At 41.1% G+C, this 24,715-nt stretch carries 18 protein-coding genes; 9 read left to right on the top strand and 9 right to left on the bottom strand.

Annotated elements, in window-relative coordinates:
* Positions 1-4 precede the first annotated feature (4 nt).
* Positions 5-1,237, top strand: coding sequence for a DUF4336 domain-containing protein (locus tag AACS98_RS11175; RefSeq protein ID WP_066379684.1), 1,233 nt, complete (start codon positions 5-7; stop codon positions 1,235-1,237).
* A gap of 34 nt (positions 1,238-1,271) precedes the next feature.
* Here the strand turns inward: AACS98_RS11175 and AACS98_RS11170 are convergent, their stop codons facing one another.
* The 4 genes from AACS98_RS11170 to AACS98_RS11155 all read right to left on the bottom strand — a co-directional run bounded on the left by AACS98_RS11170 (position 1,272) and on the right by AACS98_RS11155 (position 4,703).
* Positions 1,272-2,525 carry a GTPase family protein gene (locus AACS98_RS11170; protein ID WP_066379681.1) on the bottom strand — a complete coding sequence of 418 codons (1,254 nt, stop codon included), beginning with the start codon at positions 2,523-2,525 and terminating at the stop codon, positions 1,272-1,274.
* 288 nt (positions 2,526-2,813) lie between these two features.
* Positions 2,814-3,545: a RadC family protein gene (gene radC, locus AACS98_RS11165; RefSeq protein ID WP_066379679.1), complete on the bottom strand. Its 732-nt coding sequence runs from the start codon at positions 3,543-3,545 to the stop codon at positions 2,814-2,816.
* Positions 3,546-3,655: 110 nt separating this feature from the next.
* The gene (locus AACS98_RS11160; RefSeq protein ID WP_255362889.1) at positions 3,656-3,970 is read right to left on the bottom strand and encodes a GNAT family N-acetyltransferase; all 315 of its coding nucleotides are present in this window, start codon (positions 3,968-3,970) and stop codon (positions 3,656-3,658) included.
* A 274-nt stretch (positions 3,971-4,244) separates the two neighbouring features.
* Positions 4,245-4,703 carry an SRPBCC family protein gene (locus tag AACS98_RS11155; RefSeq protein WP_066380066.1) on the bottom strand — a complete coding sequence of 153 codons (459 nt, stop codon included), beginning with the start codon at positions 4,701-4,703 and terminating at the stop codon, positions 4,245-4,247.
* Between the two features lie 828 nt (positions 4,704-5,531).
* Here AACS98_RS11155 and AACS98_RS11150 point away from each other — a divergent pair.
* The 6 genes from AACS98_RS11150 (at position 5,532) to AACS98_RS11125 (ending at position 15,896) form a co-directional block, all read left to right on the top strand.
* Entirely contained in the window at positions 5,532-8,600 is a 3,069-nt protein-coding gene (locus AACS98_RS11150; protein WP_066379676.1) for a peptidase domain-containing ABC transporter, read from the top strand.
* Between the two features lie 94 nt (positions 8,601-8,694).
* Positions 8,695-10,239 carry an HlyD family efflux transporter periplasmic adaptor subunit gene (locus AACS98_RS11145; RefSeq protein WP_066379675.1) on the top strand — a complete coding sequence of 515 codons (1,545 nt, stop codon included), beginning with the start codon at positions 8,695-8,697 and terminating at the stop codon, positions 10,237-10,239.
* A 187-nt stretch (positions 10,240-10,426) separates the two neighbouring features.
* The gene (locus AACS98_RS11140; protein WP_066379673.1) at positions 10,427-11,179 is read left to right on the top strand and encodes a peptidylprolyl isomerase; all 753 of its coding nucleotides are present in this window, start codon (positions 10,427-10,429) and stop codon (positions 11,177-11,179) included.
* 679 nt (positions 11,180-11,858) lie between these two features.
* Complete coding sequence (locus tag AACS98_RS11135; protein WP_066379671.1) at positions 11,859-12,185, top strand: hypothetical protein; 327 nt, start codon at positions 11,859-11,861, stop codon at positions 12,183-12,185.
* 750 nt (positions 12,186-12,935) lie between these two features.
* Positions 12,936-14,240: a calcium-binding protein gene (locus AACS98_RS11130; RefSeq protein WP_066379669.1), complete on the top strand. Its 1,305-nt coding sequence runs from the start codon at positions 12,936-12,938 to the stop codon at positions 14,238-14,240.
* A gap of 429 nt (positions 14,241-14,669) precedes the next feature.
* Positions 14,670-15,896, top strand: coding sequence for a calcium-binding protein (locus AACS98_RS11125; RefSeq protein ID WP_066379664.1), 1,227 nt, complete (start codon positions 14,670-14,672; stop codon positions 15,894-15,896).
* 53 nt (positions 15,897-15,949) lie between these two features.
* Here the strand turns inward: AACS98_RS11125 and argC are convergent, their stop codons facing one another.
* Together argC and AACS98_RS11115 are read right to left on the bottom strand one after the other, a co-directional pair.
* Positions 15,950-16,918 carry an N-acetyl-gamma-glutamyl-phosphate reductase gene (gene argC, locus AACS98_RS11120; protein ID WP_066379662.1) on the bottom strand — a complete coding sequence of 323 codons (969 nt, stop codon included), beginning with the start codon at positions 16,916-16,918 and terminating at the stop codon, positions 15,950-15,952.
* A gap of 65 nt (positions 16,919-16,983) precedes the next feature.
* Positions 16,984-18,438, bottom strand: coding sequence for a GTP-binding protein (locus tag AACS98_RS11115; RefSeq protein ID WP_066380065.1), 1,455 nt, complete (start codon positions 18,436-18,438; stop codon positions 16,984-16,986).
* 351 nt (positions 18,439-18,789) lie between these two features.
* On the opposite strand from AACS98_RS11115, the gene tpiA reads away from it, so the two are divergent.
* Together tpiA and folP are read left to right on the top strand one after the other, a co-directional pair.
* Positions 18,790-19,515 (top strand): triose-phosphate isomerase, encoded by a 726-nt coding sequence (gene tpiA / locus AACS98_RS11110; RefSeq protein WP_082803703.1) that lies wholly within the window; start codon positions 18,790-18,792, stop codon positions 19,513-19,515.
* A gap of 101 nt (positions 19,516-19,616) precedes the next feature.
* The gene (folP, locus tag AACS98_RS11105; RefSeq protein ID WP_082803690.1) at positions 19,617-20,465 is read left to right on the top strand and encodes a dihydropteroate synthase; all 849 of its coding nucleotides are present in this window, start codon (positions 19,617-19,619) and stop codon (positions 20,463-20,465) included.
* 36 nt (positions 20,466-20,501) lie between these two features.
* Here the strand turns inward: folP and AACS98_RS11100 are convergent, their stop codons facing one another.
* The 3 genes from AACS98_RS11100 to AACS98_RS11090 form a co-directional block, all read right to left on the bottom strand.
* Positions 20,502-21,338, bottom strand: coding sequence for an SPFH domain-containing protein (locus tag AACS98_RS11100; protein ID WP_066379643.1), 837 nt, complete (start codon positions 21,336-21,338; stop codon positions 20,502-20,504).
* Positions 21,339-21,544: 206 nt separating this feature from the next.
* Positions 21,545-23,068: a polysaccharide biosynthesis/export family protein gene (locus AACS98_RS11095; protein WP_066379641.1), complete on the bottom strand. Its 1,524-nt coding sequence runs from the start codon at positions 23,066-23,068 to the stop codon at positions 21,545-21,547.
* 377 nt (positions 23,069-23,445) lie between these two features.
* Positions 23,446-24,420: an ABC transporter ATP-binding protein gene (locus tag AACS98_RS11090; RefSeq protein ID WP_066379638.1), complete on the bottom strand. Its 975-nt coding sequence runs from the start codon at positions 24,418-24,420 to the stop codon at positions 23,446-23,448.
* Positions 24,421-24,715: the final 295 nt, after the last annotated feature.

Here is a 24,715-nt window from a genome sequence, read left to right as displayed (position 1 = left end):
CGGAGTGGTGCATGACGAACTGGCAGAAAATTTAGACAAGATCACTCAGAAAGATTTTACCTGGCCTTTCTGGTTTACTTTGCCACTTTACCCTTACGGTAAGCGGCGAACACTGCGTCAAGAGGTGATTAAAGACACTATCTGGACTTTTGACCAGATGCAGGGCATTTTTTACGTGATTGTCCCGATTCGCATGACTGTAGTCAAGTTAGATGCGGGGGGACTGCTGGTATATGCGCCTGTTGCACCGACTCCTGAATGTATGAGGCTGATGAATGAATTAGTGGCAGAACACGGAGATGTGAAATATATCATTCTGCCCACAATTTCCGGTTTAGAACATAAAATCTTTGTCGGCCCTTTTGCTCGATTTTTTCCGCAAGCACAGGTATTTGTAGCACCTAATCAATGGAGTTTTCCGCTAAATTTACCATTAAGTTGGTTGGGTTTACCTGGTAGACGCACTTCTGTACTACCAGCAGATAGCAGTCAAGCCCCCTTTGCTGATGAATTTGATTATGCCATATTAGATACTATTGACCTTGGCCCTGGCAAATTTGCAGAAGTCGCATTTTTCCACAAGCGATCGCACACTTTATTAGTCACAGATGCGGTGATTTCCGTCCCAGAAAATCCCCCAGCTATAGTTCAGTTAGATCCTTACGCCTTATTATTTCACGCTAAAGATCAAGCCTCAGATATCGTTGCCGATAACCAAGCTAATCGCCGTAAAGGATGGGAGCGCATCACCTTATTTGCTTTGTATTTCCGTCCCAGCGTGTTAGAAGTACCCAAATGGGGGGAGGTATTCCGTGAGGCTTTCAAAGCCCCTGACCGGTCATATAAAGCTTATTTTGGCTTGTTTCCCTTCAAATGGCGCAACGATTGGCAGCGTTCGTTTCAGGCGGTGCGGGGGGATGGGCGTTTATTTGTCGCACCCATATTACAGGCGTTAATTCTCAACCGCGCACCTAGAGAAACGATTAATTGGGCTGAGAAAGTAGCCAGTTGGGATTTTCAATGGATTATTCCCTGTCATTTTGACGCACCAATTAAAGCTGAACCATATCAGTTTCGCCAAGCGTTCTCTTTTTTAGAAAAACAACCGGCTGTGAGTGCTGGTTTATTTAGTAGTGATAGTTATCCTTTACCAGAGGCAGATTTTCAACTGCTCAGACAGATTGATCAGGGTTTAAATCAAAGTCGAATTGTACCACCACCAAAGGAGAAAGTTTAGCAGTAACAGCCTATTTTTGGACAGCAAAACCCGATTAACCTTTGATTCCTTTAAACCGTTCTTTTGCTTTCTCAAACGCCTCTTGCATTACAGACTGAATTTCTTGAGGGTTGGGTTTATTACCACCCATTAAATCACCAAAGTAAACACAGGCTGTTTCCCCTAAAGACCAAGTATAAGCTGCTGCCCAAGAAGCTGCGATCGCACTACCAAAACCTGGTACAAATTTAATTAACTCCCTTCCAATAGCTTGGGCTAAAAAACCACCGGCGATCGCACTCACAATACCACCAGCTTGAGATGGTGACAAGTTCTGTCCATAAAGTTTACCTAATAGCGTCACCATCGAGACTTGCAAAGCAGTCAATACAGGCATTGTAGCAAAGGGTAATGGTACAGCCGCCACAGTAGCCGCCATCACCGCAAATGATAAAGTGTAACGTCTACCCACATCACGGTAAATATTCCCCAATTTCTCAGCCGCTTGCTTATCTAATAACTGATAAATTGCCTGTGCTTCTGCTTCGGGAAGTAATTCAGCTAGATTATCCCTGAGTGCTTCCAAGCCGTAAAAGACCGGATGATAACCATCTTCTTCTAAAGTAAAGTCAATGAGAAGCGAGCGATCGTATAATCCAGCAAAGGCTTCTTGAATCCCAGTATACGCCCGGTTTAGCTCCTCATAGTCTGGCGGATAAGCCGGATGATCCGAAACACTGGGCGGATAAATTTCATGTAAGCAGGTAACAGCTAATAAACAGGGAACTTCTGGATATTTCTCACGCAACTGTTGAGCAATTTGGCGGAGTGTATCAGTGGCGAAGTCATTAATTTTTACTGTTAAAATTAAGACTCTAGCGCGTTTAGTTTCCTGCTCTAAATCTCCTACCAACTCTTGAATAATCGCCTCAGTTTCTTGGCTAATATCACCTAGTCCTACTGTATCAGTAAAAATCAGTAAAGGTAGATCATTAGAAGGATAAGCATAACGTTCAGTGTGTTGTGTGTGGGGACGATATCCCTGTCCAACAATTTCCGCCGAAACCCCTGTTAGTCCCCGGACAATAGAACTTTTACCAGCTTGCGGCTTACCAATTAACAAAGCTTCTGTAGTTGGTAGTTCTTGACGGACTTTCTCTAAAATTTCGGTAATTTCAGTTTCGCTGACGCTAAACCATTGCGCTACTGTTTGTTTAACTTGGTCTACAGGTAAGCGTTGGATGACATTTTTGCCTGTCTTGTTCCAGACATTAGTTAGGCGATTTTTCCAAGAGTTCGGTCTAATCATTGCGCCATTGTTCGGTTCACTGAACTTTTAAGAACTGGATGATTACAGTTCTTCCACTACAATTGTGCCGTTAACTTATTGACATTCACCATCGATTTATCGATAGTGATACTAGCGGATGTAGACTATAAATTAATCTGACTTTTCGCGGAATCTGGAAAACCCCTCTCCAAACCTCTCCCCTACAAGGAGAGAGGCTTTGATTTTTCCCCCTTCCCTAGTAGGCAAGGGGGTTAGGGGGTTAGGTTTCACGTTAGCTTTTCCACATAACGTGAAAAGTCAGATAAATTAATCCCCTTGGGGGTATTCATTCCATAAGGTGGTAATTTCGCGCAAACTTTGATGATTACCATTGCCTAAAATCAAATGGTCTAATAACGGTATTCCTAATAATTGCGCCCCTGCTAATAATTGGCGCGTTAATTCTATATCTTCTGGGCTGGGTTCTAAGTTACCAGAGGGGTGATTATGGGCTATTATTGCCCTGGTTGCACCTTGGCGAATCACTTCTCGAAAAATCTCACGGGGAGAAGCTAAGGTTTCTGTGGCTGTACCGATGGTAATCACTTGTGTACCCAGTAGGCGATTTTTCACATCTAATAACAACACAGCAAAACGTTCTTGGACTTGCCACATTAAATCTTGACTCAACGCCGCAGCCGCAACAACTGGGCTATCAATGAGAGTACGCTCTGAGGGACGGGATTGAAAAGCGCGTTTACCTAATTCAATCCCAGCTAAAATAGTAGTGGCTTTTGCCGGGCCAACTCCTGGTATTTGCATTAATTCGGCGGGTGTGACTTCTCGCAATACTGCTAAAGGGTCACGTTGATGTTGACCCAACTGTTGTAAGATATATTGTCCTAACCCGACGGCGGAAAGTTTGCCTGGCCCTTGCCCAGTAGCTAAAAGAATTGCTAATAACTCGGCCGTGGCTAAAGTTTTTGGGCCATAGGTAATTAATCGTTCACGGGGACGCTCATTTTCTGGGATGTCAGCAATTCTTAGGCAATAGGTCATAAAACAATTAAAGAATAGTCATAGTAGATACAACTATTTTTATTTATGCCCTGTTTGCGATCGCAATTATCTTAACTTGAGCAAATCTTTAATTTTCTGTTGCATCAAGATTAATCTTGCTTAAACAAGACTAATCCGAACTTCTCACCAGTGGGATGAAAACCAATTCCTCGGTATGCTGCTTGTGCGGCTAGATTTTCTGGACTGGTGAACAGGATAGCACGGTGAACACCTTGCGATCGCACCTCTAGTAATGAACCAGCTACCACACATTTAGCGTAACCTTTACCCCGCAATTCTGGCGGTGTCCAAACTCCGCCGATTTGCACCACATCAGGTAAACGTCCACTAAAGGCAGAATATGCAACCGGCTGATCTTCTGCGACTAACACCCAATGGTTAGCTGTAGCTTGATGCGCTTCCAGATTTTCACGGGAAGTGGTTCGTAAATCTGGGGTTGCTAATAGTCATTAGTCATTAGTCATTAGTCATTAGTCATTAGTCATTAGTCATTAGTCATTAGTCATTAGTCATTAGTTATTAGTCATTAGTCATTAGTTATTAGTCATTAGTTATCAGCTATTCTCCCTCATCCCCCTCATCCCCATTTCCCAAGGATTCTTTAATTTTGAATTTTGTAGGCGTAAGCCTTCCCGTAGGGTATTTTGAATTTTGAATTTTGAATTTACTTGTCTCCCCCTACACCCCTCTACTAATCTGTACTTCTTCAGCGACTCGCTTCAGACGGCGTAATTGGGCTTGCATATCTTCCTTTGTCCAGTTGGCGGCGAAGGAGTTAAAACCCCAACTAACTAAGGGGTTGGGAATATTAAACTCAAAGCGGTTGACTAGCAAAGTTCCGCTTTCGGTGGGTTGACATTCCCAGCGATCGCGTCCTTGAAAAAATCCCTGAAATTCCCACACGACTAAACCTGGTTGACGTTCCACCACTACACTGTTTAAAGTCGGTTGCAGTAGTGGTATTTGAATCAAAAAGCGGCTTTTACTACCGATATCCGTACTCCAAGTTTCACCCACAGGTTCGCAACGCAGCACTGGGTTAAGCCAACGGTGCATCAAAGCTAAATCTGTAATACAGCGTTCTACTACTGTGGCTGTAGCATTAATTTGAATTGATTGCTCAAAAATTTGGGACATTCTCAATGTTTTAGTTGGTGGTAGCTGCATTTAGGATATTTTGACACTTCCCAAGGCTTTTAGCCGTGGGATTTTTGCTCAAGAATTCCATTGTTTTGCCAATTTGGCTGATTTTAAGGCAATATATCCGACTCTTAAAATGTTGCCAAATTCATAATTTTAGGGACTTCTAGATAAAAAAATCTCTAAAATGTAGGGTGCGTCAGTACGAGAAACCCTAGCTATACCAAGAAAATATACTACTGACGCACCCTACTAACAGTCGATAGGGATAATTTATTTTTTGGTGTTCCTTTAACACTAGCATTGCTCACATTTGGCACTATCAAATTCATTGTATTTTTATTACTCAGTATGTCAGCAAAACCCTTGATTTAACGTGAAAATATGGCAAAGTTATGTAGCTTTATTTTATGTCTTTTTATGTCGCTAGCGTTGGGATGAAAAGATGCAATATATAAAAACACTTTTAGCCAAGATGGCATTAATTTATCAGCATTATATTGACTTTATTCAGAAATGTTTTATTGTCTTTAAGGAGTTAACTATCAGCCCATAGATGCAACATTGTTGCTTGGTCTAACAAAATACATATAATAATTTTTTATCAAAATTTACTTTATTTTTCCAACAAATTATTTATATGTATTTCATAAAATCTAAATTAATTATCCGATAAAATACCCGAATAATTGAATAATTAATTTTTGGACTCCCTTGAGTTTTTCTCTGCTAAAAGCCAGAAATTTCAATTCCTGAGTAACTTAGAAACAGAGAAAACAGAAATTATAATTTTTAATTATCTGATGCTTTCTGAGAGGTGAACAAGTGCAAACCGCGTTTTCCAAGTATCAGTTAAGTGAAGATATTACTTCATTTTTTGGTGAAAAGCTTTCTGAATCAGACCTGGAAAGCTGCTTAACAATGGTAGAGGTTTTAGACCCACCTGTTGCCAAACAGTTTTGGCAATTAGCCAACGCAGAACCAGGAATTTATATGGTCTTGGCTGGTAAAGTCAGGTTGTTGGATTATGCTGATAATTTAATTACAACTCTCACTAAAGGAACTGCATTTGGTGAAGCAACTTTATTCTCACAAACAGATTGGCAAATTTATACAGCTAGAGCGTCAGATGGGCTGAAATTATGTTACATTTCTGGCGAAATCCTGCAAACTTTGATGCTGAAATATCCCAGTATTCGCTCGCGTTTATTTGCTCATGCTGAAGTTTGGGATTTATTACTAACTTATTGTGCCAAGACACCCCAGCGTCCGATATCTGTACCGGGTATTCTCAAAGCATTATTTTTATTTGAGCGTTACGATTTGGAAGTTGGGCAAGTACCGGCAGAACTTTATCAAAATTCTCAGTGGTGGTTAGTATATCGAGGCGAACTGGCAAATGCAGAAGGACGCAAGCTAGTAGCTGGAGAAATGCGCCTGATTCAACAGCAGAATTGGCAAGTCACACAACCCGCAATTGTATATGTACTGAAAAACTCTCACTGGCAAACGGCGGTACAACATTGGCCAGAATTGGGATTATCTATCAATTTAGAAGCATCTGCTACTAATAATACTGCGCGAAAACCTCGCCAGAGTCGGTTGCAAGCACCCGACATGAGTTTGAACCGGAAAGTTATTCCGTTTCCGATGCAGACTGCACAACAATCAAAGCCAGAAAAACCACGCCCTTACTTTCCGAGTCCGAAAGTCAAAATTGGTCATTGGTGGAGAAATTTTGCTCAACGCTATCCCTTTTACGCCCAACAAAGTGCGGCAGATTGTGGTGCGGCTTGCTTGGTGATGATTTGTAACTACTGGGGTAAGCATTTTAGTCTGAATCGCTTGCGCCAGATGACGAACATCAACCGTAATGGCGCATCCTTAACAGCCCTAGCAACAGCAGCAGAAAGCTTGGGTTTTGCTGCTCGTCCTGTCAAAGCGAGTTTAGATAAATTAGCAGAACAACCTCTACCTGCGATCGCTCACTGGGAAAACAAACACTTTATAGTTGTCTACAAAATCACTACACAACAAGTGATTGTCTGCGATCCCGCCATCGGTCAACGTAGTCTCACCAAGCAAGAATTTCTCGCAGGTTGGACAGGTTTTGCTTTACTACTACAACCTACAGCCCGACTGAACGATACTGAAGAGGAAAATACCAGCGTCTGGAAGTTTTTTCAATTACTCAAGCCTCACTATGGAGTGTTGTTAGAAATATTCATGGCTTCCGTAGTGATGCAATTATTTGGGCTAGTCACTCCAGTATTTACCCAGTTATTGCTAGATCGTGTGCTTGTGCAACGTAGCCTTGTCACCTTAAACGCCGTTGGTTTAGGGATGATTATTTTTGGTCTGTTTAACATTACCATGAACGGAGTGCGGGCATATCTGCTCAGTCACACCGCCAATCGGATCAGCATCTCTTTACTGGTGGGTTTTATCCAGCATACCTTCCGCTTACCTCTTTCCTACTTTGAGTCGCGCTACGTGGGGGATATTGTCTCACGCATCCAAGAAAACCGGAAAATTCAGCAATTCCTCATTGGTCAGACACTATCAGTCATTCTGGATATGCTGACCTTGGTCATCTATCTAGCCTTGATGTTCTGGTATAGCTGGCAGATGGCATTATTTGTACTATTGACCGTTCCACCATTTTTTATTCTGGCACTGGCTAGCACAAGTATCCTCCGTCGCATTTCTAGAGAAGTATTTAATGCTGGGGTAGAAGAAAACAGCTATATTATCCAATCTCTCACAGGCATTCGCACAGTTCGCTCCTTGGCAATTGAACAGACAGTACGTTGGCGTTGGGAAGAACTGCTGAATAATTTGGTTAAAAAAGCTTTCAATGGTCAAATAATTGGGATTCGCCTCTCGATGATCAGTGGTGCAATCAATACCTTTGTGAGTGCAGCACTGATGTGGTTTGGTGCATGGCAAGTGATTCAAGGAGAACTCTCCATTGGTCAATTAATGGCGTTTAATATGTTGGTGGGTCACGTTTTGAGTCCTTTCCAACGACTCTCACAACTGTGGAATCAACTTCAGGAAATCCTGATTTCTACAGAACGGATTAATGATGTCTTAGAGGCAGAACCAGAAGAAGATTTACAACATCAACTCCGCACACCTTTAGGTAGAATTCGCGGTCATATTCGTTTTGAGAATGTTACCTTCCGCTATCACTCAGAAAGTGAGACTAACGTGTTGGAAAATATCAGCTTTGAAATCCAGCCTGAGCAGATGGTAGCGTTAGTAGGGCGTAGCGGTTCTGGCAAAACTACCCTGAGTAAGTTAATTTTGGGTTTATATCCGCCCACAGAAGGGAAAGTGTTGATTGATGGATGTGATGTTACAAGTATTGCCCTGCGATCGCTCCGTTCTCAAGTAGGTGTTGTTGACCAAGATACCTTTTTGTTTGGTGGTACTATTCGGGAAAACATTTCTATAGCCCATCCAGAAGCCTCTCTAGAAGAAATCATAGAAGCCGCAAAATTAGCTGGTGCAGATGAATTTATTCAGAAACTACCAATGGGTTATGAATCCCAAATTGGTGAAGGTGGTGGGATGCTATCTGGTGGACAACGCCAACGTCTAGCGATCGCCCGTGCGCTGATGGGAAATCCTCGTTTATTGTTATTTGATGAAGCTACCAGTCACCTAGACTCGGAAACAGAAAGGATTATTCAAAACAACCTCAAAACCATTCTCAAAGGGCGCACCAGTGTGATCATTGCCCACCGTTTGTCTACTATCCGCAATGCAGACTTGATTCTCGTTTTGGATCGGGGTTTATTGGTGGAAAGCGGTACTCACGAAGAATTAATTGCGAAACAAGGTCATTACTATTACCTAAATCAACAGCAACTCTCAAAAGTCGGTTGATTGTAGTTTAGTCATTAGTTATTAGTCATTGGTCATTGGTCATTAGTCATTAGTCATTGGTCATTAGTCAACAGTCAACAATCAACAATTATCTATGCCTCATGCAACTTCCGAAACTGTGAATCAGTATGTAAGTCCTCAACAGACTCAGGAACTTACTCAATTTCAGGAGCAAACAGAAACACCTAACGATAGCGAAGGTTTATATTATGGTACTGAAGCATTACTGGATGCTTTACCAAGGTTATGGACACGCCTTGTTTTATATACATTAGTCGGCTTTGTGTTCATTGCTTTACCTTGGGCTACCTTCTCTAAAGTGGATGAGACAGGAAGCGCAAGAGGACGACTAGAACCTGAAGGTGCAACCCAAAAATTGGACTCTCCTGCTGGTGGCAGTGTCAAAACTGTGATGGTGAAAGAAGGCGACATTGTAGAAGCTGGACAGGTGTTGTTGGAACTGGAGGATGATATTTTACGGACTGAACTGCAAGAAGCACAAGCAAGACTATCTGGTTTACTCAATCAACAGGCGCAGTTGGATGTAATCATTAACCAAATACAATTAACGCTGAACGTTCAGGAACAACAAAACAAGTCTCAAGCTTTAGAAAAAATGTCCCAGGTTAACCAAGCACAGCAAAACCTGGAATTAAGGCAGAGTATTCATAGCCTACAAAAGTTAGAAAAACAAGCATTAGTCAATCAAGCACAGCAGCAGATTCAGGCGGCGCAAAATAACCTCAATTCGGCTCAGGAAAGGCTAAGTATAGATTCTAGGCAAGTGGAACGCTTTAACCAAATTGTTAAAGATGGTGCGGTGTCTGTCACCCAAATTGATCAACTCAAAAAAGAAGAACAAGAAAGCAAGCGGGTTTACAAAACAGCGCAATCTGATGTTAAACAATCACAATTGCGCCTAACTGAAGAGATGAGTCGTTATCAGGCGACAATGAGTCAGTTGGAGTCTGATATTAAGCAAGCCCAACTTCGACTACAAGAGGCAGAAAACAGCTATCAAAGCATTCTGCAAGCTGGTAAACTGGCTGTATTGAAGATTCAGGAACAACTCAAAAATTTAGAACAACAAGTAGTAACGGTGCGATCGCAAATCGCCCAAACTCGCAGCCAAATCCAATCCTTAAAGTTGCAGATGCGTCAAAGAGTAGTACGCGCACCTATTGATGGGATGATTTTTGAGTTACCCATCACTAAACCAGGGGCAGTAGTACAACCAGGGCAAAGAATTGCTCAAATTGCTCCTAAAAATGCAGAATTTGTACTTAAAGCCCAAATACCCAGTCAAGATAGTGGTTTCTTGAAGGTGGGAATGCCAGTCAAAATCAAGTTTGATGCTTATCCTTTCCAAGAGTATGGCATTGTGCCAGGTAAAGTTACTTGGATTTCTCCCAACTCTAAAGTTAGTCAAATACCCCAAAGTCCTGGAGAAACTTTTGAATTAGAAGTTACTCTACAGCAGCAGTATATCCAAAATCGTGAAAAACCGATTCGCTTAACTGCTGGTCAGACGGCAACTGCTGAGGTAATTATTCGCCAGAAACGAGTGATTGACTTTGTTCTAGATCCGTTCAAGAGACTGCAAAAAGATAAGTTAGAACCTTATACCAATTCTCTATGAAGTTGCATCAAATAAATAATGTAGAGACGTTGCATGCAACGTCTCTACACCACAGAATAAAGTGCATCTTCATGAAGAAAGGGTATTAGTCACGTCGCTACGCTCCGAATTCAAAATTAAAAATTCAAAATACCCTACGGGAAGGCTTACGCCTACAAAATTCAAAATTAAATACCCCAGGATGATTATGACAATCTCAAGTTTGAATATTGATAGTTCAGAGATTATTCAGCATCTCAAGATATCGTACCAACTGCCAGAGATTTTACAGGCGATCGCATCCCAAAAAGTGATTGCACAAGCAGCAGAGGAAGCCGGAATTACCGTCACACCAGAGGAAATACAGCAAGCTGGGGATAACTTCCGCTTAACTAAGAAGCTAGTCAAAGCCCAGGATACATTGACATGGCTAGAAAAACACCATCTTTCTGAACATGATTTTGAAGCATCAATCTGCAATCAAATCCTCGCTAAGAAGTTAGCTAATCATCTCTTTGCTTCTCAAGTCGAAAAGTTTTTTTATCAACACCAACTAGATTATGTCACGGCTGTTACATATCAAGTCATATTTGATGATAGAGATGTGGCTTTAGAAATCTTTTATGCCATAGAAGAAGGTGAAATCACTTTTCCAGACATTGCGCGGATGTATATCAAAGAACCAGAACAGCGTAGTATGTATGGTTATCAAGGTGTGCAACACCGTAAAGATTTTCGTCCAGAGATTGCAGCTATTGTCTTTGCTGCAACACCGCCACAAATTATCAAACCTATTACGACTCCTAAAGGAGTGTATTTAATTTGGGTAGAAGAAATTAATCAAGCTACATTAAATGAAGATTTACGCGAAAAAATCATTACAGAATTGTTTTCCGAGTGGTTAAAACAAAAAACACAAGGCTTAAAAATTTTCACTCAACTAGAATTAGACGCTAATTAGCAGCCTGAGCAGCAAATTTTCAACAAGTCTTGACTTAGTTAATCAACAATCTCAAATAGTTGAGAAAGTTACAATATTTTGTATGTATTGCTAACTAGCTATCCAGAAATAAATATACTTATGCAGCTTTGCATTGGCAGAGGAATACAGTCTTGGGGAAACCCCAAGGGTAGTAACTGCCTTGATGGGAAAGCAAAAACATAGAAACTACTCAGACTACTACCTTAGTAAAAAATACTAGCCTCTAATGCCTAATTTATGTTTCCTACTTAGCAGGATACAAAGTCGAAAATGCTTGATCAAAAGTTAAAGTCTTCTGTTGCAACATTATTAACAATATATAAAGAACATAATGCTTGAATTAATCATGTTTTCGTTTGTCTACTGTAAATAAAATAGAATTTTCCTCCCGTCAAAATATAAAAAAACTTGATTTTATACGACAGAAGATATTTTCTGTCGTCGTTTTTGTGTTTAATAAAATAAAGTTTTATCTACAGCAGTTTTATGATTTTGAATCAAAAAATAATCAAGAAAATCGAAAAATAAATCATAGATTTATCGTGGAGATCGGTTATATTTGAATTGTGAGGAGAAACAAACAAGCTTCTCACGAAAAAGCAAGCAAAAACAATAAATTGTTTGCTAGAAATAAATCTCATTTTTTCAGGAGAAACCAATGATTATTTCTGATTTGAACTATTTGGAAACTGCTAATCAAGAAGTTTTCGGTGGATGGGGTGGAACTGTTGTCAATTTCGACAAAGATTTAAACACCCATATTGACACAGATATTGATTTCGATTTTGATAGCTATATCGACCAGGACTTCTACAAAGATGGACATATCAACTTCAACGTTGATGTTCATGGTAATTCAGCTACCTTAGCCGTTGACAACGAAGCTTATGGTTACGATACCCTTGTTGAAGCTATTGCTGGACAATTAACCATTGAAAATAAATTATCTAGCCAATACTTCAAGCTAGTTTCTGCTGTTGACTAATCTTTAGAAGAGCTAGTTAGTTTAAATCATAATCATATACAATTATATGTATGGTTTAAACTGCTAGTTATTTCTTCTCAAAGCCTAGGCAATTGGATTTGCATCAAAGTTGAGTGTACCTTGATGTCAAAAGTTTTCTCATAGCGAGCCAAGTTTTAGTCATCAGGTAGAAGGAATCCAAAAATGTGAGTTTTTGGATTCCTACTCAATTTTCTATTAACAGAGTAATCAGTGATGTAATTAATAATAAAAACGAATATTTTACTATTAAAATTAAAGATGTTTCATATCTGTATACTATTAATTTTCTATGTTGTAAAATAGCAATTGTTCAGATATAGGCTGATATATCTTGTGAGATATTCATGAGAGAAAAAGATTTTGATTTGATCAGCCATTAGCTGGCAGTCATTCACAATGAATATAGCTAATTATCGCCTGGCAACCAGACTTTACAGATGCTGATCACAACTTAAGTTTTACACTACAAACACAAGGTAAATCACAAAAAGCATCTGTCTGCTATCAAAAAGCTCAAAACTTAAATATCCACTAGATACCAGATTATTTTGAATGAGATAGCAAAACCTGGGTTGATATGGTTAATCAAATGCCAAAAATCCTGAGCAACTTTTCAAAATTCTCAAATACCTCAACCAGACTACTGGGTTGATAAACAGAGTAGTTATCTGTGCAAACAACAACAACAGTTCAATCATTGCAAAGATTTTAAATTGGAGGAGATATTTTATGGTTTTCATCAGAGGAACTGATCAAGATGATACTCTTTTGGGTACATCAGGTGCAGATCCGATATATGGCCTCAAGGGAAATGACAGATTAACAGGATTAGGTGGTGGCGATATCATCCGAGGAGATGAAGGTGATGACATCATCTTTGGTGATCAACCTATTGACTTAACAAGCCCTAACCCCAACTTTTTTGAAAACCCTGACGATGGCGACGATATCCTCAACGGGGGCGATGGTAATGATTTTATTTGGGCTGGGGGTGGTAACGATGTCCTCAATGGAGGTAATGGAGATGACATCCTCATTGCAGGAAGTGGTGATGACATTCTCACGGGTGGTAACGGCAACGATTTCCTTGATGGGGGTAATGGCAACGATATCCTCAATGGGGGTAGTGGCGATGACATCTTAAAAGCTGGTGATGGCGATGATATGCTGATTGGCGGCTTTGGCAACGATAAAATGGATGGGGGTAGTGGCGATGACTTACTCTCAGGCGGCTTTGGTGATGACGAAATGTACGGGGGTAGTGGCAATGATTCTCTATACGGGGGCATTGGTAATAACACCCTTGTAGGCGAAGGCGGTAATGACTTTATTACTGCTGGTAGCGGTGATGATCGAATTTTTGGCGATCGCGACTCTTTTGGATCTGCCGACGGTAATGATGAAATTTATGCTGGTGGCGGCAATGACACTGTATTTGGTGGTGGCGGTAGTGACACCATCTATGGTGGCGATGGCAATGACTACCTTGACGGTGGTGATAATATTCCTGGCTTTGCTGTCAGAGACTTGGGCAGTAACGACCAACTATTTGGGGGCAATGGTAATGATATCTTAGTTGGCGGGTTGGGTAGTGACACTCTCAATGGTGGTGGTGCTTTACCTGGTGAGTACGATGTCTTAATCGGTGGTTTATACTTCGATCTCAACGGTGATGGTCAACCAGAATCAATCTTTAGTGAAGGTAGGGCTTTCCGTCTACCTACTTCAGATACCTTTGTGGTTGGAAATAGCAATGCTAATTTCTACACTGCCGGTTCTGCTAGCATATCCGGCATTTTAGGAGGTGTTGTGATAACTGGTTTTGGCGATCGCGCTGATATTGTAGACTTCGAGAATGGTGTAGATAAAATCCAAGTCAATGACCCAAATTCTCTCAGATTTCTCACCCTCGGCGCAAATACACTGATTGGAGTTACCGTTAACAATAACTTTGAAGTGATTGCTCAAGTTGTTGGATTTAATCAACCTTTTGCAGCTAACACATTTATTACTGAACCTACAAGCACTGTATAGGTAAGTCTTCATTGCATTTTCAGTACCAAATAATTCGTAATTTGCCGTTGATAATTCCCAATTACGATGTCTTGGAATAATTGATTGATTTGGGATATAAGCTCTTCAATTCATTGAGCCAAAGATAAGAAAATCTCAATATTCCAGCACCCGAATGCGCGGTTTAGGGTAATAATTGCGTACCTGATATCTTACACCATTTTTAATCAAAGTCGGGTAGGCAATGCCCACAACTTAAAAATCTATCTTTTGAGCGAACTTTTAGCTGTGCATCGCCGCCTTGTAATTGCCCTAACCCAACTGATGAAAGATATCAGGTACTTTGATTATTGTGCCAATGAGTATTAGCAATTCTCAATTTATATTTGCTGAAAGCAGTAAAAATTTTCTGGAAATCTTTCCTTTTGAACCACAAAATTCTTTAAGACTATGACTTCAGATACTCTGTTTTTACAACCACAAAAATCTCCCCGAAATGGTGATAATTCTGTTAGTAACTTCGTCAGTGCAACAGGAAGCGGGTTCTTGTACAATTTTAAGGGAAACCCTTTAGGTACTTCTAATTCTGTAGACGCAGACAACATCATCAAAGGGGGAGTAGCAACAGCCATTACTGAATTTGACGCTACAACTGGCCAAGAAACCTCATTTAGTGTTTTTGATAGTCAGAATAATATCTTTGGCATAGACGGTGCTTTTCAAGGCAATAGTCAGATAAATCTTCAACTTGTCAACACTTTTTCTGTTGCCTCTGGAGAGTTATTTTCTTTTGATTTTTTAGCTGAATTAACACTGAGAAATCAACAAATAGAAAATCAGAATGCTCATTATAATGCAGCTAAGTCTAAACTAGGTTTCCTAGTAGTAGATATATCTAATCCTAATCGAATCCAGGTTTTAGATAGATTTCTCATTCGAGGTGAATTAGATTCAGAACGACAAAAAGGTAAACTACGTATAACCGAAAGTAATAAAGTTACCATTATTGACAGTGAAGAATTCACTGGTCTTGATAGTAATAATGGTACAGGAGTTGTGAGAGGTCAAGCTATCGGAAATTATCAGAGAAAGTTTTATTATGATACTCAAATCGCTGTAATACAAATTAATTTCAGTGACGTTAGCTTGATAGGAGACGCGTTAATTGACAACTTGGGTGAAGATGTTATCTATGGCACAATTTCCCATGATAACCTCAGAGGCACCGATGGCGCAGACAAAATGTATGGCAGCTTGGGAGATGACTTAATCAGAGGAAAAAGAGGCGATGACATCCTCGAAGGCGGCCAAGGCAATGATACTCTGTTAGGAGGTAATGGTAACGATAAACTGCATGGTAGTTGGGGTGATGATATCTTGATTGGTGGTCGTGGTAATGATGTCTTAGTTGGTGGAGAGGGAAGTGATAAATTTGTTTTTCACCGTTTTGATAGCTTGCTTAAGGGTGAGTTAGATGTCATTGAAGATTTCCAGGTTGGTAAGGATCAGATTGTTTTCCAATACTGGGGTAGTGTTAATCCTATGTCTCACGTTAACATCACTGATACTGAAAATGGAACTCTTTTCCAGTTTAATGTGGCATGGAATCAAGGAGCATTCCTAATTAAAGATGTACATTCTAGCCAAATTACACCTGACTCCATAGCATTCGCATAAGAAACGCTCACAAATTTACTTTTTGAACTCCCTACTCCCTCATCCCGACAAAATTACAAGCTTAAATCTTCTGGAACTCCCAACATAATATTAAGATTCTGGACTGCGGCACCTGATGCGCCTTTACCTAAGTTGTCGAGACGCGCCACTAATAAAGCTTCTTTGGTAGCATCGTTAGCAAAGACGAACACCTGTACAATATTGCTGTCGTTCATTGCCATTGCATCTAAAAATGTACCATCTCGCAGGAGAGTAGCATCTTGAAATGGGGCTACTTGTACAAACTTTTCACCTTGATAATAGTCTGCGATCGCCTGATGAATCACTTCACCTGATGGCGGATTTTCCAGCGTCCACAAAGGTAAAGGTATTTGTACTAACATCCCCTGTGCAAAATCTCCGACTGCGGGAACAAACAACGGTGGGGATGCTAACCCTGAATGCTGGTGCATTTCTTTAACGTGCTTATGCCCAAACTGCAAACCATAAATCCCATAGGGATAAAGAGAATTTGCTCCCGTTTGCTGTTCATGAAAGCTATCATACTTCTGGATTAAATTCTTACCACCGCCAGAGTAGCCAGACACAGCATTAATCGTGATGGGAAAATTAACAGGAATCACACCCTTAACTATCAACGGACGAATACAAGCCAGAAATCCTGTAGGATAACAACCAGGATTACTGACAAACTGGGCATGAGCAATTTTTTCTCGTTGTTCAGGGTTTAATTCTGGAAAACCATAAACCCAATCTGTTGCTGTACGATGGGCTGTACTAGCATCCAAAATTTTCACTTGATTATGAATAACTAAGCTAACAGCTTCACGGGCTGCATCATCAGGTAAACATAGAATCACAACATCGACAGCATTAATTAATTTGGCTCGTTCAGTCGTATCCTTACGCTTAGATGGCTCAATACTGACTAACTCAATGTCATCACGTTGATTGAGACGTGAGTAAATCTGTAAGCCTGTAGTTCCCGATTCGCCGTCAATGAAAATTTTAGGTTTATTCATAATCTTATCTTTAAATTTTGAAACAATAACTCTTGTACAGACGTAATTTATCGCGTCTTTACAGGTTAATTTTTGAATTTTACCTTGTGCAGTAGTTCATCTTTGATGCGGTTGAGAATTGAAGTTTCATCCAGAGTGGACAAAATCCGATTAATCACAGCTTTAGGCCCGTCTGGCCCCCATGTTGCACCATTAGCTAAATAAACTTTAGTCACTTGTCCAATTCCATAGGAAGATACACCAGCTACCCCCGCTTGGGTGAGAGCGACTGAAATATAGGGGGCGATCGCAAGTCCGGCTGTGGCTGATGCAGAGATACCAAGTAAAGTTTTTAACCCACTTAACCCCAAGTTAGCTAATAATTCACTGACACCGATACCGCCCATACTGATGGCGATTTTTTGTAGCAGTTGCACAGCACCAGCTTCAGTCATGGGGATATTATAGAGTTTAGATAAACCTAAGATTAAAGTAATATCAATCACTATACTACTCAGAATATCTACGACCGTAACCGGATTGAGAGCGATCGCTACAGCTTTAGTCATCACCGCCTTCCAAATCAACTGATTAGCGTTCTGCTCCCGAATCATCAACTTACGCTGCACCAGTTGCTCATTCACATTATCAGCATACAGCATACTGTTCAACGCCACTAAAGCCTTGCCTTCACGCTGCAAAATCTCTAAAATCTTCAGCTTCAACTCTGCCACTTGAGCCGCACCCTGACGCAACTGTAAACCCCTACTACCATCAGCACGATAGACAGCCGTCTTTACCAGTGGTGAGGCTGCGGACATAACTATTTCTAGCGGTGTGAGTAATTCCCGCACCCTTTCATCCCGGATTTTTTGGTAAATTGCCATCCGGTCAGTTTCAGGATATTGGTCTACTTTATTAAATACCAGGATAATCGGTTTACCAGCTTCCCGTAATTGAGATAAAGCTTCATGCTCCACCTTAGTCATATCACCCGCAATCACAAACAGAATCAAATCCGCCTGTTTTGCTATTTGTTCCGCTAATGCAGCGCGGGTTTCTCCATCGATTTCATCTAAACCTGGGGTGTCAATCAATTCCACCTGAGATTTACCAACAGCAGGTAAAGTCACCCTCAAAGCCCGTTCTGTTTCACCAATGGCTTCTTCGCTAATAGTCCAATTGACACTTTGAGCCGCACGGGTGACACCATGTAAAGGGCCAGTTTCAAACACTGATTGTCCCACCAAAGCATTTAACAGAGAAGACTTACCCCGTCCCACCATGCCAAAAGCCGCAATTTGAACCACCATACTGTCTAATTTTGCCAGCATAGTTTCCAAATCAGCGATTTCTGACTCTAAACCCGCTTTTTCTTGGGAACTCAGGTCAAGATTTTCCACCAAGTTACGTAATGCGGTTTGAGCTTGTTTATAGTTGAGTTCCGCTTGAATATCTTCAAAGCTAAAAATAGCATGATCTAGTTCTTCCTCCCAGTTGGGTGAGTTGCTGTGATGCGGTTCAGGCAATATGGAAGTCACCTCGCTGCGCTCCAAATTCAAAATTTAAAATAGCCTACGGCATCGCGTAGCGTCCCGTAGGGAAGGCTTACGCCTACAAAAGTCAAAATTAACAATCCCTCTTGATCCTAGTTGGTTGTGGGTCAATTCGTCATCGCCCAAAAATTCATCCCACACTGCCCTCCGGGTCAGATGTGGGGCTTCTTTTTGATTTAGCTAAGAAAGCAGCTAAACAGACGAGAATATTACTATCAGTGATTTCCCCAGTCCCTTCCATTCCCCATTCCCCATTCCTAATTGCATCGGTTGATCCGAAAAAGTAGTACAGTGAAAATTGCATCTAGTAGCGTTAGGAACTTGACTAAATCACCTGTGCGAAAAATCGTTATTGCCGGTAACTGGAAAATGTTCAAAACCCAGGCAGAATCTCTAGAGTTTTTAAAAGGGTTTCTGCCTGCATTACAGGAAACCCCTGAAGAACGGGAAGTCCTGCTGTGCGTTCCTTTCACTGATCTGAGCGTTTTGTCCCAGAATTTACACGGTAGCCGTGTACAACTAGGAGCGCAAAATGTCCATTGGGAGGAAAGTGGCGCGTACACTGGTGAAATTTCCGGCCCCATGTTAGTAGAAATTGGTGTACGTTATGTAATTGTCGGTCATAGCGAACGACGGCAATACTTCGGCGAAACCGACGAAACAGTGAATCTACGCCTGAAAGCTGCCCAAAAGTGTGGTTTAACTCCGATTTTGTGTGTAGGTGAAACTAAACAGCAAAGAGACGCTGGGGAAACTGAATCACTAATTACTAGCCAACTACATCACGGCTTGGTAGGCGTTGATCAAGATAATTTGGTGATTGCTTATGAACCAATTTGGGCAATTGGGACTGGTGACACTTGTGAAGCGACGGAAGCCAATCGAGTTATAGGCTTGATTCGCAGTCAGTTAAAAAATGTTGATGTGCCAATTCAGTATGGTGGTTCAGTAAAGCCAAATAACATTGATGAGATTATGGCGCAACCAGAAATTGATGGTGCGCTTGTGGGTGGAGCAAGTCTAGAACCTGCTAGTTTTGCTCGCATTGTCAATTATCAGTAAAGAGTCATCAGTCCTTAGCTTGAGTTTTGAGAAGGAATGACTGTTGACTATTACCTTTTGTACAGACGCGATCAATCGCGTCTCTACTATTGTTTAACTATATGGGTAGTAAACTAATTATACGCGATCGCTGTTTCGAGTGGGGACAGTGTACTTATATCATGGGTGTGTTGAATGTCACGCCTGACAGTTTTAGTGATGGTGGTGAATTTAATAGTCTGTCTGCGGCTCTCTCCCAGGCGCAAGCTTTGGTAGCGGCTGGTGCTGATATCATCGATGTCGGTGGTCAATCAACTAGACCAGGAGCAGAACAAATCAGCTTAGAGACAGAATTAAATCGGGTAGTGCCAATCATCCAGGCATTACGACCGGAAATTTCTGTACCCATATCCGTAGATACCACTAGGGCTACTGTTGCAAAAGCATCTATAGAAGCAGGTGCAGATATAATTAATGATATTTCTGGTGGGACATTTGACCCGGAAATGTTGCCGACAGTGGCGAGTTTAGATGTACCAATTGTGTTGATGCACATCCGAGGTACACCCCAGACAATGCAACAAATGACTGACTATGAGGATGTAGTTGGAGAAATTGCCAGTTTTTTAAGGCAACAGATAGCAATAGCCACGAATTTGGGTATAAATGCCGAAAAAATCATCATTGACCCTGGTATTGGTTTTGCTAAGAACTATGAGCAGAATTTAGAAATACTGCGCCGCTTGCGTTCCTTGCGATCGCTCAATTGTCCTATCTTAGTAGGAGTATCCCGCAAAAGTTTCATCGGTCGCATTTTAAATCAACCAGAGCCAAAAGCCAGAGTCTGGGGAACGGCGGCGGCGTGTTGTGCGGCGATTGTGAATGGAGCGGATATCCTCCGAGTTCACGACGTTAAAGAAATGTCTGATGTATCTCTAGTTACAGATGCACTATTTCGCGCCTCCCAATAGGTGATTTTGTCTACCAACCACTCCCTACTCCCTATTTCAACTATGCTCAGGATTTCTACTATTACCTTCAGTATTAGCTGATTCAGCAATCATTTCTTTCATCAATTCACCTGTTTTGCCAGGATCAACAAATACAACTTTGGCATTTGTGCTTTCTCCCAACTTATAGCTAGCATTGATATAATCTTGAGCTACCAAATAACGCAAAATTTCCTTACTTTCGGGATTACTCCGTAAACCTTCCGCAATTATCTGCATTGAAGTCATAGTACCTTCTGCCTTCTTAATAGCAGCTTGTCTTTCGGCTTCAGCTTCCGTAATCAAAGCCCGTTTTTTAATTTCCGCCGCTCGCTCTTCCTCCATTGACTTGCGTACACTCTCCGGTGGTGTAATTCTTTGAATATCCAACCGAGTAATATCAACACCCCAATCTGCTGTGATATGATTCAACTGGTCTAAAATTGCTTTGTCCATCTCGGCTCTAGAAACATTGGTTTCTTCTACCGTATTTTGGGCGATAACTTCCCGGAGTGTGGTTGTAGCCAGTTGATTCAACGAACCTTGCAAGTCTTCAATAGCATAAAAGCTTTTCTCAATATCTTTAATCCGCCAAAACAGCACCGCATCGACTTCTAGGTAAATGTTATCTTTAGTGATTACATTCTGCGGCTTGATGTCTATGTACTGTTCGCGTGTGGTGTCTTCCATCACCACCTGATCAACCAAAGGCACTATAAAGTTTAAGCCTGGCTTGAGTGTGCGGTGTCTTCTTCCCAAACGTTCAACTAGGGCTGCATTTCCTTCATTGATAATTTTTGTAGATGCGAAACCATAACCCATGAGTGCTAAAACTATAGCAATAATTGGCTCCATATATACTCCTAATTAGCTGTTAAGGAGATTTTAGTTGATCGGACATCCTACTACCATTTTTTAGTTGAAATTTCATGTTTTCAGGATAGCTATGGCATAGTAGAGCCTTAATTATTCGCCCTGTCAACCAGTAAAAACCACTATTCAATAAAAATTGGGGACTACAAGCATTAACTTGTATCCCCAATCACACAGTACATATAAAGTTAAAATCCGAACAATCTCAAAAGATTAACGATAATACCTAGAGGCCCAGCTACAATGTTGAGACTATCACCAGTTCTGGCAAGAGTAGAACGGTTAACTATGATCACATCATTATTGCGGAGAATAGGATTAGTTTGCTCGTTAATTCCTTGGCTCAAGTTAACTTTTACTTCCCGCTTAGTAACTGAACCGTTAGGGTTCAAACGCACCAATTCTACAGTTCCGGTACGCGCTCTAGCATCATTAAATCCACCAGCAGCGAGTAGGGCTTGGTTTAAAGAACTATTGGGTTGTAGTTCTACCGCACCAGGTCGTTTAACTTCACCCACTACACCAACTTGAATACTGGCAGGTGATAGAGTGGTAGTAGCTAATTGAGTAGCTTCTGCTGGGCTAATCTCTGTAGCTGTGGGGATAATAATCGTATCTCCATCTTGCACAATCACATCTTGATTGACATCACCACTTTGTAAAAGTTCCCAAAGATTGATATCGATAGTTTGTTCTGAACCTGTTCTTGTGGGTCGGCGTAGTTTAATATTCCGAATATCTGCTTGGGATGTGATCCCACCAGCTAATTGTAAGGCTCGTGACACATTGGGTAAACCACCACCTCCAGCCTCTGTGCCACCTGCTGCGGCGACAACATACGCGCCTGGGCGATTAACTTCACCAATTACGGCTACTGTGCGGGGTGCAGTTGGGCTAGCAGCAAAGTTAGCCGCAAATAAATTACGTGCTTCTGCAACGTTAAAGGTGGTTGCAGTTGGTACAACAACTACATCTCCATCCCGTAAGGTAATATCTTGGGCTGTATTACCTGTTTGAATTAAGTCCTTGAGATTGAGAGTAACAATTTGCTCACCACCTGCTGTTTTGCGCTTGAGCTGTACTTGGGTGACATCTGCCGCCAAGGTAACACCTTGAGCTATGGTCAGTGCAGCTAATACAGTGGGATATTGTACCCCTGGATTATTACCTGCGCCTCCTTGCAGGCTCAAAGTATAAGCTCCTGGGCGTGTTACCTCTCCAGCAACTAAGATATTAATCGGACGTGGGGATAAAAGATTGATCGAAATTTGGGGACGTTTGAGAAATCGGCGGTATTTTTCCGTAATGATATCAGCTGCCTGTTCTGTTGTTAAACCCTGAACATTAACACTGCCAATTAAAGGGAGGTTAATCGCTCCGCCTGGAGGAATTTGGTATTCACCTGTATATTCTGGTACTTCAAATACATTTACACGGATAAGATCGCCGCCTCCCAATAAGTAATTCGTATCTGGTTGTTGTGTTTGTCGAGATACTGGTTGACTACTCGGAGGTATTGTTTGTGTATTTGGGAAGACTTGCGCTTGACTGGGAGTTACAGTTTGTGAATTGGGAAATGTTGCTGGTTGATTTGGCGAAGTTGGTCGTCCCTGAGCTATGCTGGCAGATGGCACAATGAGATGAACAGCCGTTAATAAAGCCGCACCCACAGCTGGCTGGGTTGGAAATTTCAGCGAACCTGTGTTAAGCATATTTACCTTAAACTCTGAGACTATGATCGGTAAAGTATTGTCTAAACCTTTTAATCTTGACTATACTTAAGTATTTAAGTTGCCCGACCATCTAATTTTCCTTGAAAACCAATCTTTTTCGGAAGAATATTTTTTGTGGTTTTTAAATTTTTAGTAAATTTAGCTTAAAGTTTTACAGGATTAACTATAAAATAACTATTCACCTCACTGGAAAATTAAATATTTTGCTATGGGTTTTGTATTCTGAAAAAAAGTAGCAAAAAAAACTAATCTCTGCCTAATCGCTAGGTGATGACGCATGATTATTAATTAATGGTAATTGTGTAAATCCATACAAAATTCTCAAGTTAATATTTGGATTTTATACATACCGAAACTTAGTGAAGTTGTTTTTGTAGCTGTTGAATGAAAAATTCTTCTAGGGATGGACGAGATAACTGCATAGAAATAATTTTCCCGCCCATCAAGCGGAGACTGGAGAGAAAATCGTAGTAATCTTCTGGCAGTATACCGTGCCAAGATCCATCAGGCTCAAATACTAGATTAGATAGCCATTTGTTGAGAATAGCAGCATCACCACCTTCACCTTTAACGTGATATGTTTGATTGCCACCCAATAGTTCGTCAAGAGAACCCATACAAATTAATTCACCGTGAGCCAGAATGGCAATGCGATCGCAAATCTGTTCTACTTCACTGAGTATGTGACTGTTAAAAAAAATTGTTTTTCCCGCCGCTTTCAAAGATAAGATAATTTCCCGCATCCGGTAGCGTCCTAAAGGATCTAATCCAGACATCGGCTCATCCAAAAATATCAATTCTGGATCATTAATTAATGCTTGTGCCATTCCCACACGTTGTAACATTCCTTTGGAGTAGCGGCGCATTTGTTTTTTTTGGGCATCCCGTACCGATAAACCCACTAAATCCAGTAGTTCAGGAATGCGTTGACGTTGCACACTGGCAGGAATTTGGAATAACCCAGCAGCTAATTGTAAAAATTCCCAACCAGTAAGATACTCATACAAGTAAGGGTTTTCACTTAAGTAGCCAATGCGTTGCTTAACGGTGCGATCGCCTAAAGGTTTACCTAACAATAAGCCTCTGCCAGTCGTAGGGCGGATAATCCCTAGCAACAGTTTTAACAGAGTTGTTTTACCAGCACCATTAGGCCCCAGTAACCCAAAAGTTTCACCCTGATAAACCGTTAAAGAACAGCCCTTAAGGGAGACAACTTTTTGATTCATCCAAAAGCCAGTACGATAGACTTTTCGCAACTCGGAAGTAATGACTACTGCGGGTGTGTCTGGAGGAGTCTGGTGAGAATCAGGGTTGTCTGCTAAAGACTTCATCTCGGTTCAAGTAACAGATACTAATGGATAGAGTGACAGTTTAACTCAGTATTGGTTATAAGTTACCCCATAGGATAACTGCGATCGCCACCAATTTGTTAATTGTTGCAAAACTGGGGACTGGGGACAAATCAATTCAAAATTCAAAATTCAAAATTCAAAATTCAAAATTCAAGAATTCTGGGGAAAAAATCTCCTCTGCTTCCTCATCCCCCTCATCCCCCTCATCTCCCCCTACACCCCTACACCCCCACACCCCTACACCCCTACACCCCTACCTCACAGCACTCCCTTA

The sequence above is a fragment of the Anabaena sp. CA = ATCC 33047 genome (genome assembly GCF_963870205.1).
Classification (GTDB): Bacteria; Cyanobacteriota; Cyanobacteriia; order Cyanobacteriales; family Nostocaceae; genus Trichormus.
The sequence above is the reverse complement of the archived record's forward strand: the minus strand, read 5'-3'. Positions and strand labels throughout refer to the sequence as shown.